The sequence below is a fragment of the Gryllotalpicola kribbensis genome (assembly GCF_039538245.1).
GTDB lineage: Bacteria > Actinomycetota > Actinomycetes > Actinomycetales > Microbacteriaceae > Gryllotalpicola > Gryllotalpicola kribbensis.
Map to the genome: position 1 here is coordinate 1 of NZ_BAABBX010000013.1, position 19,062 is coordinate 19,062.

Below are 19,062 nucleotides of genomic sequence, written 5' to 3' on the forward strand. Positions count from 1 at the left end.
GCCGCTTCGAGAGAACCACCCATTGAGAACCGCCGGGCCCCGCACACCGTTTAACTGACAGACCCTCGGAGACCCCACAGACTGGGGTCAGGCTCTCTGGGCGCTTGCGACTGTCTTGAGGATGCCCTGCGGAAACGGCGTGGATCGAGCTGTCATTCTGTATTCAGAGACGGACCCGACCGTCACTCAAACCCCCAATATTGATTGAAGCCGCCGCAACCTCGGACCCGAAATACGAGGCGGCGGCTTCGGTCATTCTTCGGAGGCCGCGCTACGCGTCCGTCGATGCGCAGCGAGTTGCTCGCGGCGAGCGAGCGCTTCACGGCTCACGATGAGCACGTCGATTGGGAGGTCTTCCTCCACGCGTTGGGGCGAGTCGGTCTTCTCGATGATGCCTTCGCGAAGGGTCATTGTCTCGTCATCGCGGAGGGACCACTTCAAAGCGCCGTTGCGCGTGTAACCGGGCGAGATGACGGTGACTATGCCGGGCGCGAGTCCGTCACTCAGAAGCCGTTCCACTTGCGCACGACGGGCGGCTCGTGCTTTTCGGAGCGCGTCGGCGCCGTTCACGCCGGCGATGTCGCGGAGGGAGTAACCGAGGTCGAGCGCGACTTCCGGGGCGCTGTTCTGAGGTTTCGTTTCCTCGCGCGCGAACATGCCGGTGGCGGTGCGCTTGCGGCGGCGGGCGATTTCGGACTGTGATGCGGGGGTGCTCATGCCTCGTATGTGCGCGGCTCTCTCCGACAGCAGGGATCAGGCGCAGCGATCGTCCTTGGCGATAGCCGCACGCGCACGCGACGACCTGTTCAGCTTCTGCGCGCGGTCCGCCAGAGAGATCTCAGACGTCGCCGCGGTGGGACCTCTTCTCGCTTTGCCTGCGCCTCCGGAACTGCAACAGGGGGCGACCGGTAGACATCGGCAAGCTCGTCGTAGTTGTCCGCGCGGCGCGTGAGTCTCTGACCGAAGGCGTGCAGAACCAGTGGCAAGAGCAACAACAGTCCGCTCCAGGGGGCGGGGTTCGGCCAAGTCGCGACGACCCAGCCAACCGCTAACGAGAAGAAGGTACCGGCGACGACGGTGATAAGACTGCCGGTAGTCCGGTTACGCGACGATCTCACCCGAGTGATATACGCGTACCAGCGACGTTCGCGCTCCGGAAGCGCTGCGTCACTGGGTGGAAAATCTTTCGGCGCGAACAGCGCGTCCGGGGGTGCGGCTGCGTCGAATCCCAGAAACATAGGTTGACCGTCGAGCCAGCCCCAGCGCACTGTTCGGAAGTACGCAACCCACGATCCAACAAGTGCCACGGCGGCGAAGATCGGCACTGCGCTTGCTGCGGCCACGAGCGCCCACCCACCCAGCCATGCTGGTCGACTCACCACCACGAGAAATACGACCGCCAAGAACCCCCAGAGCCATAGCCACCTCAGCCATCGGGACCACGCCACTGCGCCAAGCCGCTGCCGCTGACTGGCATCCGGATGAAAGATCACAGCGTCAGGCATAAGAAGTGCGATCGTCGGAAGAGCTGGCACCATCAGCACCACGAGGAGTATCAGCGCGATGCCGACGACAGAGAACCCCCATGCTTCTCCCATCCACTCGCTGATCGGAAGCCGGCTACCGCCCGGAAGGAAGTGTCGCGCGACCAGATAAGGAGTCGAGAGCACGACGACCTCGACCACGCTGACAAGCACGAGAAAGAGGAGCGCAGTCCGAATCAGCCAGAGCGAAACTGCGGCATGCACGCCGTTGTGAGAGCGAAACAGCATGACGACCTTTCGGATCGGAGTCCAGAACTGGCGCCAGCTTCCCATAGTGAGCAGTACTCAGAAAAGGTCACTTGTCGATTTCAGACTCACGCCGGCACCGGCCGGCCACGCCCCGGTGCCGGATCGGGCGTTGGCTCGTGTGCCCGGATGCGGGCTGGGGGACCTCGAGGTAGTGTCCGGCGCATGCTCTGCGAGGCGACGTTGCGATGAGGAGACGAGTGAGTCTCGCGGCGGTCGCCACGCTCGTGCTCCTCGTCACTGGTTGCAGTGCGACGCGCCCGCCACATCGCTCGCCGTCACCAACCGCGGCGTCTACGGCGGCGATCTCTCAGGCCTGCCCGGTTAGCACTTCGACCAAGGATGGGGTGCCGGCCGCGCTGGCCTCACAGCGGTACGGCGTCGTGTACGGCCACGGCGACCTGTGGGTAGGAGCCTGGTGGGAGGACCCCGATGCGCTCGCTCAGGCACGGCAGAAGGGTGTCGTCGGCGGCGACTCCTTCGGCTACAAGTACCCCGCGTGGAAGGTGGTGGACGGCCAACTGACCGACGCTGGCGGCACGCCCCGCGTGACGGTGGCATTGCTCGACGGGCGTGGCAGAGGAAGCGCGCAGGCCGGCGACTACACGAGCGAGAGACAAGACGACGGCAACGCGGCGCAATGGTGGCCCACTGTCGTCGAGTTTCCCAGCCGCGGGTGCTGGCAGGTCATCGAGTCGATCGGTGACGACAAGCTCGTCTATGTCGTCCAGATCTGACCCGGCCCGGTGGCAGCTCACGCTGGAACGGAGAGGCCTCTGGCCGGCGCCGGGTCGCCGGTCGGCTCGTCTCTCGGATCAGCGGCTGTCATCGTGCGCCCCCTCGGCGTTGTCTTTTGCCACGGCCGGCCGTAGCGCGTCTGAGAGGGCCTCGAAGAAGCTGTTCGGCTGGGCCCCGTCCGGCTCACCGCCAACGGCAATCGACTCGATGCGCTGCGCGATGGCTGCCGGCGAGCCGTAGCCAGCAGCCAGGTACGTCGGTCCGCTCGGGGCGTGGACCAAGAAGCCAGCGACGAGACCACCAGCCGCGTGCACGCGAAGGTCCTGCGGCAGAAGCCGAAGGACGTGGGAGATCCGTGCGTCTGACAGCTGGGTCAGCGCCCCTCTGAGCTGTTCTTCTGCCTCTTCCAGGAGGTCGATCGGGACCAGGGTGAGGGTGGCGCCGTCGTTGAGATCCGGCTCGAATGCGCTGTCCGGTTCGAAGCTGAGGTACGCGTTGATCGGGCTGGCGCTCATCGCACGCCGAATCCGTCGGCGAGCGTCACCAGCAGACGAGAGCGCAGAAACGAGGACGGCATCCGGAGTAGAGGTGTCGGCGTCGGCTCCGTGGAGCACACGGCGAAGTTCGGCTGCATCAGCATGGTCGACGAGCGCGGCGAAATCGTGCCAGTCAGCCCCCGCGAGCTCCGCCTCGAGAAGGAGCTCCGCGCGCCCGATCGCATGCGCGAGCTGGTGTCCCAGGCGACGAACACGGAAGTGCCCGGCGTACTCCTCCCCGTTCTCGATGCTGTAGGCGCTGATGTCACTGAGCCAGCCGAGAGGGCCCGGCATTGCCTCCGCTGAGTTCTCGATGGGCTCGGCTCTCACATGGGTCGCGCGAATGCGAATAGGGGTGACGTACCCCGGGCCCTCAGGTCTGCGAGCTCCCGCAGTCTCGATCTCGAAGCCGTCGGGGATCTTGCCCGGTGTCAACCCGGCGCCGCCCAGCACGTCGAGGACGATCGTGCTGGTCGAGTCGAGCGCCGCGTCGGCCTGCCGAAGCTGCAGGTTAGCCATGATCCACGCACCGACCCATGGGGAGTCGAGCTGTTGCCGAGCCGCCTCACGCTCAGCGTGCGCCCTGTCATAGTCGGGCTCAAAGAGAAACCCCGTGATGTATCCGTTCCGCGAAAGGAGCGCCGCGGCGCGATCCCACGCACTTGCCCTCAGCAGGACGCCCTCGGCGATCTCAAGGTGCGGGGCGAGGTTCAGCAGTGCTTCATCGGCGCTGATCTCCATCGGGATCTCCTTTCTCGAATATCGGGGCCGGTGCGCTGCCGGGCCGGCGCGGTTCGGTCACGCGGTGGGCAGCGCGTAACGCTCGAAGTCCTTGATCCGGTCGGCGAGCCAGCGAGCGCAACTCGCTTCATGGGCGGCAGCGGCCACGCCCCAGTCCGTACCATCGAGGCCCGCGAGGCTCTCCGACTCGATCACGGCGTTCTGCAAGCGGCGTATCGCGAATCCGAGGTGAAAGACCGACTTCATGCCGTCGTGCTCCGGCAGGTGGCGCTCAGCGAAGTAGTCGGGGATGTCAAGCATGTTGTGGATGAAGTCGACCGCTGACACGCCCTCCTCGTACTGAGCGAGCCGGTCGCCGGTCAGCGCCGAAGCCAGCCGCTCGGCGTGGTCGAGCAGATGCTGTCTGGTCTCGCTCAATGTCTTGCTCCTTCGTTTCGTGGATGGTGAGGCCCGCTGCGTGTCGTCTGCGGACCGACGGGGTCAATGGAAGGTGATCGTGGTGTTCGGGATCACGACGACCACGTTCTGCACGGTGAGAGCGCGGGTCCCGACCTGAATGTCGACCGCAGTTCCGGACGGGCCGTTGGTCTGAAATCCGTTCGAAGCTGTCGTGTCCGCTCCAAGCGCGATCGAAGTCGTCGCGGAGAACGTGGGCGGAATCGACGTGGCCGAACCCGCGTCGACGGTCGCCGCTGAGTTCGTGAACACCAGCCCAGGCGAGTTCGGCGGCGGCATCTGGTACGTCGGCACCCCCGTCGTCGGGGCGATCTTGAAAGAGTGACCGTTGAGGTTGATCGCCTTCGACGACGTGAGGGTGAAGCTGTCGTTGGTGGTCTGGGTGATGTTGGCGTCGAGCGTGATCTTCTGGACCGCCGAGTTCTGCAGCGCAGCTGCGAGCTGTGTCCAAGTCGAGACGTGGGTCGACGTATCAGGCGACGCGGTCGGGCTCGAAGTGCTCGACGGCGTCGAAGACGGCGTGCCGGTCGGCGCGCTCGCGGTAGCCCCGAACGTCGCTGGGTCCGGGCATGTGGGCACCGGTGAGGCGTAGGCGGGCGCCACAGCGGCCTGGGTAATAGTCTGCGTTTCCGAGGTTGCCCAGAAGAGCTTGCCGGTGCGCGACTTGATCCCGAGGCAGTAACCGGAGCTGCTGGCCGCTATCGCGTAGTTCTCTGAGCTGCTGTCGGCCAGCGCCTTGAGCTTCAAGGTCGGATCGATGCCCGAGGTTGCCGCGGAGGTCAACCCGGCGCGATCAGTGAACGAGTTCATGTTCGCGAAGTACAGCTGCTCCGCCTGCTGGATCGTGCTCGCCTCGCTCCGCGCATTGTTGTCCTCCGACCAGGGAACGATCCACACGATGCCGAGCACCACGGCAGCGATCACGGCGATGGACACGCTCACCGCGACGATGATGTTCGGGATCGAGACCTCGATGCCGGCGTCGTCGAAGAGCGTCGCGCGGCGGGTGCGGATCGGGGCGGTGGTCATGAGCGTGGCGGCTGCTTTCTGATGCGGAGAGAATCGAGCATTGGGGCCGTGACCGCCGCCGGAAAACCCCAGAGAGCTCACCTCGGGAGCGACGGTCACGGAGCTGTTAGTCGGAAGAGACTCCGGTGTTGCCGACGGCGGAGCCCGAGGACCCGACAAGGTGCACGAGCATGTTGATCACCGTGTCGAGAATCCCGAGGAACGCCGGGATGATGACGCCGGGGGCTGCGAGCAGCGCGCCGGCAATCAGGGCCCAGAGGACCGGGCCGAGACCCGACGCTGCACCGCCGCCGCGGCGCTTGTCGAAGATCCATTTGCCGACCGCGAATACGACCAGTAGGACGCCGATGATCGTCATGAGGCCGGTGACCTGAGGGCCGATGACCCCAGAGATTGAACGCCAAGTGGTGTCCCACGCGCCCTTGAAGTTGATGGTTCCGGTGTCCATGGTCAGGCCCCCAAGGTCCCGGCCGAAGCGATGTTCTCTGTCATGACCGGTGTGTGTACGGCGCCCTTGCCGCGGATGACCTGGTTGGCGATATCGGTGATGCGTACTGAGGCGAGGCGGTCAGCGATGGGAGCGAGGCCCACGTATTCGATGGACGGCGCAGCAACATACGCCGAGGTCGGAGCGATCGCGCGCGTCCTCGGCACGCCCACCGCGGCGATCAGGGCAGCAGCTCCGAGCAGGAGTAGGAGAACCGCGCCCGCGGTGAGCGGGGTCAGGTTGACGCTCGCGTCGGCCCATTCGGTGGCGTGCGCTCCAAGCCAGCCCAGGCCGCTGCCAGTGACGGCCATGCAGGTACCAAGCGTCCCGAGCAGCACTCGGGCCTTCATTGTGAGCATCGGACGTCCTTCCTTGCGCTGGTGGGGAGACCGGGGCCATGGGTAGGGGTAGGAGCCGCCCCGGCCTCCCGTGACCCGTGTGTGTACGGCGCCGTTATGACGGACTCGACCACGGGAACCCCGGCGCCTCCCGCGGTCTCAATGCGTCAGCGAACGCCGGCACCCGGCGGGCCACCGCGCGAGGGTCCAACAGCCAACCCAAGGTCGGCCGCGGCTCGACGACGCTGAGGAGACGGGTCGTGTGCGCGAGAGCTCGGGCGGCTTCGGCTGGGGAATGGCCGGCGGCTCGGAGGATGCGCTCGAGGGGGAGACGGAGGAGCGGCGCGCCCTGTGGAGTGCAGGCGAAGTTGATCACGTCGGCGAGCGTCGCCTGGCGAAAAGTCAGCGCCTGGAGGGTTGCGCGTCGGAGGGCGCGAGCGTCCTTGAGGGCTGCGGTTCCCGTGGGGCTTGACGGGATCATCGCTCACGCCTCGAATCGATATAGGCGAGCGCCGCGAAGTGAACTGTGAGCGGGGCTGTGACAAGCACTGCGAACGCCGGAAGCCCCGCCTCCCTGAGCGCGATGACCGTGACCGCGGTCAGGACCCACGCGAGGCTGCCGGCAATGCGAAAGCCGATGCGTGGGATACCGAGAAGCGAGAAGCCGAACGCGAAGAACGCGACGAAGATGCGCAGGTCGGTAGGGGCGGTCTTGAACAGCGCGAAGAACGCGGCTGCAGCGCCGAGCACGGTTACCCCAGCGAGCGCTGCATACAGGCGCGGGCGTACAGGACGCTGCCGGCGCGGCGCCGCGTAGGTGGCGTTTGCGCGTGCCCTCATCTCCTCCTCGAAGTCGGAGAGAGGACGACGGGCCGGTCGGTTCTCGAAGGCATCCCGCAAGACGTCGTGGGCGGCGTTGATCTCGGCGAAGAGCTTCGCGTCGGCGGGAGAGAGGTCCGGGTGATGGGCGCGCGCGAGCTCGCGGTAGCGACGCTCGACCGCGGACCAGTCAGTGGTCGGAGTGAGGGCGAGAACGGCCCAGGCTTCGTGTGGGGTCACCACGCAGACATGCCGGATGCCGGTGGAGCCATATTCCTCGGACGGGGGCGATGTCAGAGGCCACGACTACGGTCGCGAGCATGAGCTCGAAAGCGGTCTGCCCTACGCCGCAGAAGGCCGCGTACCGCGACCGGGTCGCGGCGCTGCTCGCGCTCGGCAAGATCAGGAACCGCGGAGAGGTCAGGAGCTATGACGTCAGGCGCGCGTACCGGTGCGCATGCGGCAGATGGCACCTCACATCGCGAGGCTAAGGTCTACGAGCCATCCAGGTTCACTGCATTGAGTCGGTCCGCAAGACCTGCCGAGTCCGGGTAGATCGAGGCGTGTGTGTAGCCGAAGCGTTGCTCGAGGACTTCGCGGATCTCGTGCTTGGCGTCTGCGGTGATCCTGAATGTGAACGTCGGCGCAAGCCCGCTTCGGTGGGATCTCGCCTCACGCTTCGGATTCGCGAGTCGGACGTAGATGGAACTCGCGGCGAGGAGATCCGCTCGCGTCCAGTGCTCATCGGTGCCCTTGATCGGGAAGAACTTCGCGGTCTCCTCGGACGTTATCGGCACGCCGTCAAGGATGAACGCTGCGTTCTGCGCCGAAATCCGCGGGTCGTACAGCGGTGGGAACCACACGTACCGTCGCGTGCCTGTTCCCCAGTCACCGTAGGGTCGTCCTTCGCCGGTCAGGCCATGCCAGAGCGGAACGCGGTCGGCCCAGTCGGAATCGAGACGGACGAGCGAGTCGGGTGCCTCGTCGCCGTCCTTGGCGATCGGTCTGGTGGCGAACGCCAGGAGTCGCGCGTCGTCGTCTTCGGTTTCCGGGTGCTCCTCGACGGCGAACCATGCGGCGACGTAGGGGTTCTGAGTGACGTCGATGAGCCGGGTCGGGCCGCCAGCGTGTTGAATGCGCGCGAAGATCTCCAGCGCGCTGAGGTCATCCAGCCGCCACTCTTCGCGTGCGACCCGCAGGATCTCGGCCTCGGCTACAACCATCTGGTTCTCATCGGGGAACGGCTGCTCGCCTCGGGGCATCGGGCGACCCTGCTCAGGAAGCCTCACACCGTTGTCGTTGATGAGCTTGCGGAACAGCGACGAATAGACGCCCCACTCGGCATTGCGCATCCCGCGCCACACGAGCCCGAGTTTGGGGTTGTTGCGGATGAGAACCTCGATGGACGAGTTGAGCTTCGCGAACGAGGTGATCTCGACCTCGTAGCCGCTCGCGCGGAAGTACTCACCGGGGGACGTGAGCTGTTCAGAGTACGCGGCCTTCGGCGGGTCGGGACGTTCGTAGTTGCGCGGGTTCGCAATAGGTGCCCACGCGGCGGAGATGCTCTTCATCGCATCTGCAAGCACCGCGGGATACGCGGCTGCGGCCGTTGCGCCGATCGAGTCTTTGTAGAGCCGTTGCGCGTTGAGAAGCCCCGACATGTTCGCGAGTTGTGATCCGAGGCCGATGTTCTTGTAGAGGTCTGCCGGGAGCGCTGCTTGGTACGCGGCCAGTGCTTTCTGGACCCCGGCGAGGATATTCGAGGCGGGTAGGTTCGCGGGTGTCGACACGCGTGCGATCGACTGCGCGGCCTGGGCCGCCGCCGCAACGGCCGGACTTGTTGCAAAGTCCGGCTGTGCTTTCGCTATGGCTGCGGCCGCGTCCGCCAGGGCTGAACGAGGAGGCGCTGGCAGCGAAGTCTGCTCAGCGTCGCTCTGGTCTTCATCGTCGGTCGCCACACTGGGAGAGTAACCGGGCTGCGCGCGGGCACACGGTAACGCGCGTAGATCGGCTGGGCCTTTTCCGTTATGGCCTTCGCACTACGCGGTTGAACTCGTGGCCGCCGGCACGCCCGGTCCCTGTCGGCTGGACTTGCCCGTCGGGACGCCACACGTACGTCAGGAAGCCATGTCGTACCAGCCGATCGACCCACGCCGCGGCCGCCGACGTCGAGGACGCCAGCGGCAGTTCTGATCGGCGCGCTGCAACGCGCGCCACATCGCCGACAGTGAACGACGCCTGCTGCCCGGCAACCAGCTCGAAGTAGGCCTCGGCCTGCCAATGCTCGTCGAGCTCTGGCGCCCCGCTGGTGAAAAACGAGACAGCAGCGAGGTGCGCATCCGACCCGTGCCACGGCCCGTAATGCTCTGCGATGCGCCGCCGGGCCGCTTCCGCGGTCGACACGATCTGATCCTCGCGAGCACGTCGGGCTGCGCGCTCGTCGACGGCTGGGCTTCTCAGCTGAGGTGATGGGAGCGGTGGTGGCTTGGTCTCGACAATGGGCTGTGGCGGCATCGGCTTCTGCGGGACTTGGTGGATGGGCAGGAGATCCCTGTACTCCTGCTCGGCCGCGCGTGCGCGTGCTTCTTGAAGATCGAGTTGGACAGCTTCGTTGTGTTCTTTCCGGCGCCTGGTGTTCTCGACGAGCTCATCAAGCCACGCGCTGTGGAGCCCGTCGCGCGCCACGTTGAAAGCGTCGAGGTCGAGGAGGTTGACCCACGCTGGCTTGGAGCCAGGGTCGAGAACCGGCAACATCTCGGCGGCCGTCACCATCGTGCCGACCAGCTTGTGAAGTGGCATGTCGCGCCATGCGACGCCCACGAGCTGGATGACTGGGTTCAGCCACATGACGGGGGAGCCGCTCTTAAGGATGGCGCGGTGGACGTCGGAGAGCTTCACGGCGTCGTCACCGGTGGGCCGGAAGTGGTGGCCGTTATGGCCGAACAGCCACACATCGACGATTCCCTGCTCGCGATATGAGTCGTGGCGCTGCCGCCACTCGAGAACGGAGAGCGAGGAGTACTGGATCTCGAACGCGATCCGCGCGGTGCCGTCCTCAGAGGTCAACATCACGTCCGCCCGGCGTTTACCGTTGTCCGACCACTGCTCACGCTGCGCATGCGACTTGGGATAGCGGCGGTCCAGCCACTCCTTGATCAGGGCGCACGCATTCGCGTGGAACACCGACTCCGCGGCGTGGTCGATAGCAGACTTCGACAGGTGGCGCAGGTGATCGCGGTGGACGGGGCGGTGCACCGTCGTCAGCTGTGGCGTATCGCAGTCTGGGACAGGGCACAGGACGTTCTCGCGGACGAACAGGCGTCGCTCGATCGCTTCGTCGTCGGAGAGAAACCAGGGATCGCCCGTATCGAGGCGGCCGTAGACGAAGTTGCGCTCTTCGCGTTGGAACGCCGCCAGCTGGTCTGCGTGGCTCCCCTCGAGCACCGTCACGCCCGCTCCTTCGTCCGTCGGACCTCCAGGCTCTGCTCTGGGGAGCGGAATGCGCTCGCCCCAGTGTGCGGTGCAACAGCCAAGTGTGATGTCCGACCCGTGCCATAGCATTCGGCCGTGGACCGTGCGTGGATGCGAGAACAGCTCGAGGCCTTCGACAACCTCGCGGCTCGGTACCGCCAGAGCACGCGGCCTGGAGACTTCTCAGGTGATGCGCAACTCGGCGATCAGCTGTACAAGGCTGAACCCACCATCAAGCAGATCTTGAAGAAACTCGATCCGGCGCTGGCCGAAAGCGTCGATGTCGGCAAAGTCGCAGGCGCTGCGACCGCGCGGCGCCAGGTTCAGAGAGCTCTCGGCATCCTCGAGAACATGGACGAGTGGGCGAAGCACCTCGAACCTGACGCTCCGGTCCTCTCCGCTGATCAACTCCACCCGTGGGTGTGGGAACCCGCAGCTCCGCTCTGGGCGGCCGAGGCGTGGCAGGATGCGGTGCTTTCGGCTGCGCGCGTCGTCAACCGTCGGCTCCAACATCTCATCGACCGACACGACATCGGCGAGTCGGAGCTCCTATTGCAGACCTTCGATCTGAAGGAGCCTGCCCCGGGGAAGCCGAGGCTGCGCTTTCCTGGTGATCGATCCACACCTACTTGGAGGGCGCAGCAGGAGGGCGCGAAGTTCTTCGGCGCCGGGATCTTCCTCGCGATTCGGAACGTCGCCGCCCATGAGGAGGCGGTGGCATGGACCGAGCATGAGGCGCTCGAGCAGCTCGCCAGCCTCAGCGTCCTATGTCGATGGATCGCATCGTGCGACGTGGAGCGCGTGACGCAGTGAGATGTCGTCCGCAGAGATCCAACCATGGGACGACAATCAAGTCATGGACGATGACCGAAGCCGTCGCGAGCTGACCGAAGGGCTCTTCCGTCAACGGCGTGCCTACCTTGGTGACGACGTTTTTCTCTGGGATGGGCCGCACGACAACACCGCGCACGACCTCATCGATGCGGAGATCTGGCACACCACGTTCGATCTACCAACCGACGTGCTTCTTCGTACCACCGACAACAACGGACAAATGATCGACGACATGCACAGCCAGGGGCTCGCCTGGCTCGATGCTCTGCCACTGGATGACACGCTCTGGCCGTTCTTCCACGACGCATACATGGACGTCCTCGACGAGTTTCAGGCGGCCCCGTTCATCGCTGCTCACGGTTTCTACCGACAGGCTGGCGCTGGCCTTCGCAATGCCCTCGAGATCATGGCACGCGCAGCTCGATTCGCAGTCCGCCACGACGAACCCGGTTACAAGGCATGGCGCACAGGCACCGCCGTTCCGCCGCCCTTCGGAAACTGCAGCGACCTGCTCAGACAAACTCCCGCGGGAATAGCGATCGACACGCAACTCGGCGGCGCGGGGCTCTTCGGCGTCAACCCCAATGGAGTCTTGCGCGACCTGTATGCCTCGCTTTCCAACTTCTCGCACGCCCATCCGGGTTCGACCAACGGTGACATCTGGCAGAGCAACGGTCCCGTGTACCGCTTTGAAGCGTTCACGACGTTCTGGACTTTGTACTGCGACACGAGTATCGCCTGCTTCGCGCTCCTCAAGATGAGCGACCCCGCGGCAAAGGGAACGGACGCGCTGCTTGACCATGCGGCCAGCACGCTACCTGGAGCACACTGGCACGGGCTTGCTGAAGCCACAGTGCGCGCGCTGTCGCTCGACAGCTGAGCGGGGCCGCAGTCCCACGAAGAAGCCCCCGCCATCAAGGCGGAGGCTTCTTCGATTGGAGGCGGTTCGTCATACCGCACACGCACCAGCCGCACTTCGTCGGGTTCGCGGCCACGTCCACACCTATGCGGCGGAGCGAGGACCGGCTGTAGTCACAGTCCCGCTCTCGCCAGCAGCAGTTCTTCGGGCTCCCAGGAGATATGAGCTCCGGTGATATCGAGGTCGATGATGTATCCGCGTGCCTCGAGCTGCTCCGCCAGCTCGATCAGCAGGTCCGTCTCCGGCGGGAAGTCCCAGATCTCGCACTCCGGGCGCTCGGCCATGCCGCGAAACGCTCGCGTGAATCCACGCTGTGCTTGGAACGCGGCAGTCGCAGCGCCGAGGTCGTCCTCCGGTCGTGGCCGAAACGACAGCGGGCCGAACACGTCTCTGGCGAGGCTCTGGCCCGGCTCGGGTTCCGTGGTCATCGTCACATCGATCCCGAGGGCTCCGACACTGATCCGTGCCTGAGGTAGGTCTCGTCGTGCGTGGCGGCCAGCGAAATCCGAGATGTTCATGCTCAAGACATGCCGGACTGCGGTGCCCGGTTATTCCTCAGTGGGTCAGCGCGAGGAGCGAGGTCCACGCGCGGTACTCCGGGGTGTGTGCGTCCGCTCCGACCTCCAGTGGGCCGCCGATGAACACGGTCGCGCTGTAAGAGAGAGCGCAGATGATCTGCGCCGCGGTGTTGCTCGTCGGCAGAAGATGAGCGTCGGGGATGATGATCGTCGAGCCCTGATCGCAGCTTGCGCGGGCGATGGCCGTCTCTGTATGGCGGCGCAGATCGCGGTATGAGCGAGCGATCAGGACCGTGGTCGGCTCCGGCTCGTGCCCGTCGAGGAAATCGAGGGTCATAACCCTCCGGGCGGCGTCCACCTGCAGCTCTGCAGTAGCTGCGAGGACCGGGATCAGTGTCCCCGGGTGCTCGGGTGCCAGGATCTCTGTCACAGACATCCGCAGCTCACCCCCGTACCCGAAGCTCGACGGTGGCTCCGCGCCGCTCGAGTCGCTCGATGGCCGGTACGAGCTCGCCGTGCGGGAGGCGCGGAACCACGAGCATCGGGATTCGCAGGTCCCGCGGGGTGTACCCGCTTAGATCGAAAACCTCGGCAAGCAGATCGAAGGTCGGCCGGCGACGATGCCAGGGGACGCCGCCCGACCAGCTGAGTGAGATGACGCCGCGGTTGGCATCGCCGATCTGCGTAACGACGAGAGGACGGGTCGGGGAGGTGCTGAGGGCAGTCATCGGTCGAACCTTTCGTGGAGCTCGGCGAGGTGCGCCAACTCGCGGTGCGCGTTGATCCCGCCGATCGTGAACAGCGCGCCAAGGCCAGCGGCAAGACCGAAAGCGAAGAGCGCGAATGTGATGGTCATGGTTAAGACATGCCGGACTTGCAAGGCTGGATATTCCTACCCGCGTACCTTCTTGTCGGCGCGCTCCGCGATCTTCGACACGGCGCCCTGCGTGACGCCGACGTACGCGGCGATCTCGGCTTGCGACGGGCCGCACACGGCACCAGCCAGCGAGTGAACTGCAACATAGACGAGGCGCTCCCGCTCCGTGAGCCGGGCAAGAAGCGGCGCAAGGCGCAGCTGCGCGTCGGAGCGACGCGCCTCGCTGTCGAGACGGTCGTCGACCGTCTCCTCGAAGGGGCGGCCAGGCGCGGCGATCGTCTCGCCCAGTGTCGCGTCTCCTTCGCCGATGCGCTCGTCTGTCGAGCGGGCGGCGGCCATCGCGTACTGCGCGAGGCGTCCGTTGCCCTCAGCGTGCTCGTCGGCGCGGTTCGCCCGGACAGCGGCGTTGTACGCGTCCTCGGGGATGCTCATCGCGAAGCCGGTGCGTCGTAGCAGGTCGGTGTACGCGCCGATGAGGTATCGGCGGGCATACGTTGCGAAGCTCACACCGCGCTCTGGGTCGAATGACTCTGCGGCTTCCGCGAGCGCGATCCATCCCTCCTGCAGGAGGTCGTCGATGGTGACTGTGGACCGGGCGTAACGGTGCGCGAGGCTCCTCGCGTAGTGGGCGGTGGAGCTGATGAGAGCGAGGTGCTCGGGACGAAGTGACATTGGACGCGTGCTTTCCGACGAAGTCCCGGCAGACGAAGCCGGGGCAGTCGGAGCGCTTCCGCCTGCACTACTCGTATGCGGCGATCACGCCCACGGCTGGGCTCCACGTCCCCCCAAGCACGCGCCTGTCACAACATGTGGGGTCAGTTCAGAAAGCGGGCACCACGCTGTGCCCTGAACTGGGCTACTTCTTCGACCAGTTGCCGCCGAGCAGGTTCGCCGCGCCACCGATTCGCACGCCGTTGAGCTCCGTCGCCATCTCTGACTGGAGGAGCGCTGCGGCCTCGAACTGCTTCGCTGACGGGACACTCAGTATCAGCTCGTCGTGTACCGGGAGGTAGAGAGCACTCGAATCCAGGCCAATCGACGGAAGCGCTCGCGCGACGCGTGCGATCCCCGCGTAGAAGATGTCGGAACCTGAACCTTGGACGACGTGGTTCAGCTGCTTGTATGCCTCGCTCGGCGCGAGCTTCGCAAGAAGGCGGCCACCCGAAGTCCTCTGTCGCTCTCCACGCTGAGCCGCCTGATATGCCGCACGTGAGAACTGCGCGAACTGCGTGAACCGGGTGAGGATCACCTCACGGACGCGTCGCGCCTCACCCTGCGTCACGGAAAGGGATGCGGCCATCGAGGCGAGGCCCTGCCCGTAGCACTGGGCGAGGATCGCAGTCTTGGCCTGAGACCGGCGCCCGTCATCGGCATAGGCCTCCGGGCCCCAGATCGCGGCCGCCGTTTCGCGGTACAGGTCTCCAGAGCCCAGAGCCTCAGCCATCACCTGGTCACCAGACAGCGCCGCCATGATCGACGGTTCCACGCGGTCTAAGTCGAGGCTCACCAGCACCTGCCCGGGCTGCGCGCTCAGGACCATCGAGCGGTTGCGGCGGCTGATCGCCGAGATGTTCGGGTGCGTGATCGTCCCGCGACCGGTGATCGCACCGCGCACCTTGACCTTCGCAAATACGCGACCATCGACGCGGTTGTTCGCGATCTGGTCCAGAGACAACTTCTCCGACCAACGGCTCGTCGCGTCCCGGAACCGCTTGAAGTAGTACCGGCCCTCAGCGGAATCCGGGACTACTGCGCGCGCAAAATGGTCACGCGACAGGCTCGGGTTCCCATCGCGGTCGCGGATCTCGATCCCGCGCCCGCCGAGCCACGCCTGGATCGCAGCCACCTGCTGATCCGACCCCTGAGAGGTCAGATTGATCCCATCCTCGCGAGCCGCGCGTTCGATCGCGTCACGGTTCGCCTCGCGAGCGTGCAGGAGCGCGGGCTCGTCGACTCGCCATCCGGCCGCCTGCACGTGGCGGAAGGCGCGCTCTACCTCACTCGATGACCGGATTGTCGAACGAGTCTCGGCGTCCGCCGATTTCAGTTCGCCCAGGAGCCGCACGATCGCCGTCGCCTGATGGGCCAACTGCGACGGCAGCCTCGGCGCGTCCGCTCCGGGCATGCACACGGCGAACGCCGTCTGAGCATCCTCAAGCCAGCGAAACCTGTCCACCGGCAACGCCGCGGCATCAGACAGGACTCGCGTCGCCTGCGCGCCGTCCCACACCCAGACGCGGCGGCCCGAGTCCAGGACAGCAGCGCAGACCGCGGCGATGAGGCGGCGGTCCGACGACACGGCGCTCCATGCGGCGCCGGCGTCTGCGATGACGAGCTTTTCGCGACTTGTCGCGGCGCCGATCGTAGAAGCGCTGTGCAACCACTCACGAAACTGGCCGAGTTCCGCGGAACCGAGGGCTCGGGTGTTCATGCTGCCTCAGCTCCTTCCTCGAAGACGAAGTAGCGCGGGCCGAGATCTGCATCGATGGTCCGATCCAGGACACCGGTCAGGAAGCTACGTCCGACAAGCCCTTGCGCGACGCGGTCGAACTCGGACGGTGAGAGGGATACGGTCAGCTCAGGAGGAAGCGGCAGCCCAGAGTTCTTGATCGTCTCCTCGAGCGCGGCTGGGGAGTACCCATCCACGTCGGGGTGCTTGGCGAGCAAGTGGGCGATGAGAGCTTCCCACTCCGGCGCCGGCGTCGTCGGACCTTGCTCGCTGATCGTCTTCGGATCGATGAGCTGGTTGTTCTTGTCCACCGCCGAGATCAGCCACCGGTTCGAGCGGTTCGAGCGCTCGCTGGCCTCCACGGCCTGGATGCGATAGGTGACATCGCCGTTCACAACCGCGGAGTTCGCGATGGACGCGAACGTCTCACCCCACTTCTGCTTCCGCTGCCCTTCAGCGTGGGCTGCCCACCTTTCCAGCGAGTACGGAAGGTAGGACAGCTCCGCTTCAGGCAGTCCCGAGACGATGGTCATGATCTGTGCGGTCGGTGCCGTCTTGCCGGCGAGCTTGCGCCAGAGGACCGCCATGAACTCGCCCCACTCATCGGAGATCGCGTTGTGGGAGCGGGCGGAGTCCTCCCACCCACGCAGTGCGAGCTCCGCCGCGTTGTCGCCTTCGGGGGTTGTCAGGTGGCTCATCGCGCCGAGGACGACCTTCGGCCAGTTGTGGTTGAACCCCATGCCGGGGATCTTCATCTCCGGCTCGTGCTGCATCGCGTAGAGGAAGATCGTGTGGACCCAGGCGACGAGCTGCGGGCGGTTCTCCTTGATCCATCCGAGGATGTCGTCGTGCCGGAACCCCGTGCGGTTAATGACCGAGGCGACGAGCGTCGAGTCGAGATCCCACTTCAACCAGCGGCGTTGGTGGTCCCCGGAGAGCTTCGCGTTGTTGCCTGCGGCGGAGATGATGTGTCCGGCGACAGGTACGAGCTCGGAGACACCAAGCTTGCGGAAGCCGAGGCCGCCGTCAACTGCTGTCGTCGCCTTCGTGATCGCCGTACCGGCAAGCGGCGTCTCACGCACGACCTCGTCTGCGTGCAGGTGACGGAGTCCCGCTTCGATCATCGCGGTGAGGCGCTTCTCCGTCTCGTCGTCGGCTTTCGCCGTCGGCGTGAAGTCGGCTGAGCGGACGTGCCCCTGGCCGAGCATGCGGCCCATCTCCAGGCTCAACGACTTGCCGGTGCCGGGATCGTACGCATTCGCGATGAACCCCGGCGCACCGTTGAGGAGAGTGGGGCGAACGACGCAGGTCAGGAGGTAGGCGAAGTGGCGCTCCCGGTCTGTCGCGGTCTTGTACAGGAAGTCGGTCTGCAGCTCGGTGCGCAGGTTGTCGTACGCGGCTTGCGCCTCTTCGAGGGTCGGCTTCTCGGGGACGTGGTACCCGGTCGCCCACGCGGCACGGTCGCGGTGCGGGATGACGAGGATCACCTTCGCTTTCGGGTCGTACCCAGGGCGTCGCACGATCCTGCCCTCCTTCGTGATTACGGGCTCGGAGACGACAGCTTCGACAACACGAAGCACGCCCGGTGCTGCGAGCGATGACAGGACACCCGAGACGACATTGCGATCGAAGCCAGTGCGGAAGCTGGTACCACGGTCGGACTTGTGGACCGGCTGCGCGGCAGCGACGAGAAGGCTGTCGGCATCGGTGATCGTCCACTCTCGGGCGGAGCCGTCGGGCATGACGGAGACGACGGCGTAGTGCATCCCGTTGATCTGCCGTGAGAGGGCGAGGGGGAGTGTCGAATCGACAGAGCTGCGCGCCCGCTGGAGGGTGCTTGTCACGAGCTTCTGGAGCGCGATCACATCCTGGTTGACCTCGACCTGCGGACGCTGACGTGCCTTCAGCTGCGGCGCCTCGACCGTAACCTGCCCGCTCGAGATGAGGTCGTCGGCCGCTGCGTCCACGTTCTCGTAGTCGAGCGCGAAGATGTCGAATGGGCGGTAGACCTTGCCGGCGGAGGTGAACGTCACGGTCGGCTCGAACAGCTCGCCAGCGTCGTCGCCTCGCTCGTACTTGTACGCGCGACCGTCGTTCGTCCCCTCGGCCCAGCCCGCGTCCTCCAAGAGCTGGCCGAGCTCGAGGGCTGTCGTCTTGCGGTTGTAATCGTCACGGGCTGCCGTAGTTCGCTGCGAGTGCTCCCGCGAGTCGTAGACATGCTTGGAGACACGGTGTCGGCGGTCCGAGAGCACGTCGACGAGAACTGCGAGCCCCATCAGCTCACCGGGGGTGATGCGGGTGAAGACTCCCCGATCACCTGCGAGGAGGTCATGCCCCGCAGCGACCGCGCCGTTCTGCAGGCCGCCGAACTTGATCGCGGCAACCGTGTCGTCGTCGCGCACCGCCTCCTTCGCAGGCAAGAGGCCGATGATCTTGCGGAACTCGTCGTCGTCTGCACAACTGAGGCCGAGGAAGTGGCGGCGAAGGCCTCGCCTCGGCTCCTCCGTCCAGCCCATCATCACGCGGTTGTCGTACAGGCCGTCGAGCGAGTACCTCGTGACCTCCTCCTTGAGCGCGTCATCGCCGGAGAGCCCCGTGCCCACTACCAGATCGAGCGCGATCGGGTACAGGTATCCCGAGTCCTGGGCGCGGCGGGCAGCGATCCCCAGACGGATCGGAAGCTCAGAGATGTCTCCATCGCGCAGCTGCTCTTCGGTCACCGCTCGGTCCTGCCCCGCGCTCTCGAGCGGAGGGAACGCGACGGTCGCCTGCGCGGGGGTAAGCAGCTGGTGGTATCTGGTCACCAGCTCGTCGCGGCGGATCTTCTCGGCGTCTGTCATAGCAAGGACATGCCGGAACCGGGTCGGTCAGTATTCCAAGTCCCAAAGAGATGTGAAGAAGAAAACGGGGGCCCTGGGGGCCCTTGGGGGCCAGAAAAACCAGCTCACCGGTAACTCGCGTCCCACTCAGCCTGCATTTCTGCCTTCTGGACAGGCAGAAGTGGCCCCCCTGGCCCCCCAGGGCCCCCGAAACCCGGTGTCGGTCACGCTCCGACTGGCG

20 protein-coding genes are annotated in these 19,062 nt (G+C 65.8%); 3 read left to right on the top strand and 17 right to left on the bottom strand.

Annotated features, from left to right (window positions below; all coding sequences use genetic code 11):
- Positions 1 to 252: 252 nt before the first annotated feature.
- Positions 253 to 717 (bottom strand): hypothetical protein, encoded by a 465-nt coding sequence (locus ABD716_RS07870; protein WP_344775568.1) that lies wholly within the window; start codon positions 715 to 717, stop codon positions 253 to 255.
- Positions 718 to 806: 89 nt separating this feature from the next.
- Entirely contained in the window at positions 807 to 1,817 is a 1,011-nt protein-coding gene (locus tag ABD716_RS07875; RefSeq protein WP_344775571.1) for a hypothetical protein, read from the bottom strand.
- A 320-nt stretch (positions 1,818 to 2,137) separates the two neighbouring features.
- Here ABD716_RS07875 and ABD716_RS07880 point away from each other — a divergent pair, with 320 nt between their 5' ends.
- A complete protein-coding gene (locus ABD716_RS07880) occupies positions 2,138 to 2,527 on the top strand; it encodes a hypothetical protein (protein ID WP_344775573.1) in 390 nt (129 codons plus the stop codon).
- A 78-nt stretch (positions 2,528 to 2,605) separates the two neighbouring features.
- On the opposite strand, the gene ABD716_RS07885 is transcribed toward ABD716_RS07880, so the two are convergent.
- From ABD716_RS07885 to ABD716_RS07920, 8 genes are all read right to left on the bottom strand, one after another.
- Entirely contained in the window at positions 2,606 to 3,805 is a 1,200-nt protein-coding gene (locus tag ABD716_RS07885) for a hypothetical protein (RefSeq protein ID WP_344775575.1), read from the bottom strand.
- A 57-nt stretch (positions 3,806 to 3,862) separates the two neighbouring features.
- The gene (locus tag ABD716_RS07890) at positions 3,863 to 4,222 is read right to left on the bottom strand and encodes a hypothetical protein (RefSeq protein WP_344775577.1); all 360 of its coding nucleotides are present in this window, start codon (positions 4,220 to 4,222) and stop codon (positions 3,863 to 3,865) included.
- 63 nt (positions 4,223 to 4,285) lie between these two features.
- Positions 4,286 to 5,389 (bottom strand): pectate lyase-like adhesive domain-containing protein, encoded by a 1,104-nt coding sequence (locus tag ABD716_RS07895; protein ID WP_344775579.1) that lies wholly within the window; start codon positions 5,387 to 5,389, stop codon positions 4,286 to 4,288.
- A 7-nt stretch (positions 5,390 to 5,396) separates the two neighbouring features.
- Positions 5,397 to 5,738 (bottom strand): hypothetical protein, encoded by a 342-nt coding sequence (locus ABD716_RS07900; RefSeq protein ID WP_344775581.1) that lies wholly within the window; start codon positions 5,736 to 5,738, stop codon positions 5,397 to 5,399.
- A 2-nt stretch (positions 5,739 to 5,740) separates the two neighbouring features.
- Complete coding sequence (locus tag ABD716_RS07905; protein WP_344775583.1) at positions 5,741 to 6,136, bottom strand: hypothetical protein; 396 nt, start codon at positions 6,134 to 6,136, stop codon at positions 5,741 to 5,743.
- Between the two features lie 456 nt (positions 6,137 to 6,592).
- Positions 6,593 to 7,174, bottom strand: a complete 582-nt coding sequence (locus tag ABD716_RS07910) for a J domain-containing protein (protein ID WP_344775585.1) — start codon at positions 7,172 to 7,174, stop codon at positions 6,593 to 6,595.
- A gap of 254 nt (positions 7,175 to 7,428) precedes the next feature.
- On the bottom strand, positions 7,429 to 8,892 hold the full coding sequence (locus tag ABD716_RS07915; RefSeq protein WP_344775587.1) for an FRG domain-containing protein: 1,464 nt from the start codon (positions 8,890 to 8,892) through the stop codon (positions 7,429 to 7,431).
- Positions 8,893 to 8,959: 67 nt separating this feature from the next.
- Entirely contained in the window at positions 8,960 to 10,384 is a 1,425-nt protein-coding gene (locus ABD716_RS07920) for a competence protein CoiA family protein (RefSeq protein WP_344775589.1), read from the bottom strand.
- Between the two features lie 117 nt (positions 10,385 to 10,501).
- Between ABD716_RS07920 and ABD716_RS07925 the strand changes: the two genes are divergently transcribed.
- Together ABD716_RS07925 and ABD716_RS07930 are read left to right on the top strand one after the other, a co-directional pair.
- Complete coding sequence (locus ABD716_RS07925) at positions 10,502 to 11,218, top strand: TIGR02391 family protein (protein ID WP_344775591.1); 717 nt, start codon at positions 10,502 to 10,504, stop codon at positions 11,216 to 11,218.
- Positions 11,219 to 11,261: 43 nt separating this feature from the next.
- A complete protein-coding gene (locus ABD716_RS07930) occupies positions 11,262 to 12,119 on the top strand; it encodes a hypothetical protein (RefSeq protein ID WP_344775593.1) in 858 nt (285 codons plus the stop codon).
- Positions 12,120 to 12,271: 152 nt separating this feature from the next.
- Here the strand turns inward: ABD716_RS07930 and ABD716_RS07935 are convergent, their stop codons facing one another.
- From ABD716_RS07935 to ABD716_RS07965, 7 genes are all read right to left on the bottom strand, one after another.
- Positions 12,272 to 12,586: a hypothetical protein gene (locus tag ABD716_RS07935; protein WP_344775594.1), complete on the bottom strand. Its 315-nt coding sequence runs from the start codon at positions 12,584 to 12,586 to the stop codon at positions 12,272 to 12,274.
- A 127-nt stretch (positions 12,587 to 12,713) separates the two neighbouring features.
- A complete protein-coding gene (locus tag ABD716_RS07940) occupies positions 12,714 to 13,013 on the bottom strand; it encodes a hypothetical protein (RefSeq protein ID WP_344775596.1) in 300 nt (99 codons plus the stop codon).
- Between the two features lie 106 nt (positions 13,014 to 13,119).
- Complete coding sequence (locus ABD716_RS07945; RefSeq protein WP_344775598.1) at positions 13,120 to 13,404, bottom strand: hypothetical protein; 285 nt, start codon at positions 13,402 to 13,404, stop codon at positions 13,120 to 13,122.
- The gene (locus ABD716_RS07950) at positions 13,401 to 13,532 is read right to left on the bottom strand and encodes a hypothetical protein (RefSeq protein WP_344775600.1); all 132 of its coding nucleotides are present in this window, start codon (positions 13,530 to 13,532) and stop codon (positions 13,401 to 13,403) included. The genes ABD716_RS07945 and ABD716_RS07950 overlap by 4 nt, the downstream gene beginning before the upstream one ends.
- A gap of 36 nt (positions 13,533 to 13,568) precedes the next feature.
- Positions 13,569 to 14,225 (bottom strand): sigma-70 family RNA polymerase sigma factor, encoded by a 657-nt coding sequence (locus ABD716_RS07955; RefSeq protein ID WP_344775602.1) that lies wholly within the window; start codon positions 14,223 to 14,225, stop codon positions 13,569 to 13,571.
- Between the two features lie 184 nt (positions 14,226 to 14,409).
- Positions 14,410 to 15,984, bottom strand: coding sequence for a DNA polymerase (locus ABD716_RS07960; protein WP_344775604.1), 1,575 nt, complete (start codon positions 15,982 to 15,984; stop codon positions 14,410 to 14,412).
- A complete protein-coding gene (locus ABD716_RS07965) occupies positions 15,981 to 18,842 on the bottom strand; it encodes a hypothetical protein (protein ID WP_344775606.1) in 2,862 nt (953 codons plus the stop codon). The genes ABD716_RS07960 and ABD716_RS07965 overlap by 4 nt, the downstream gene beginning before the upstream one ends.
- Positions 18,843 to 19,062 lie beyond the last annotated feature (220 nt).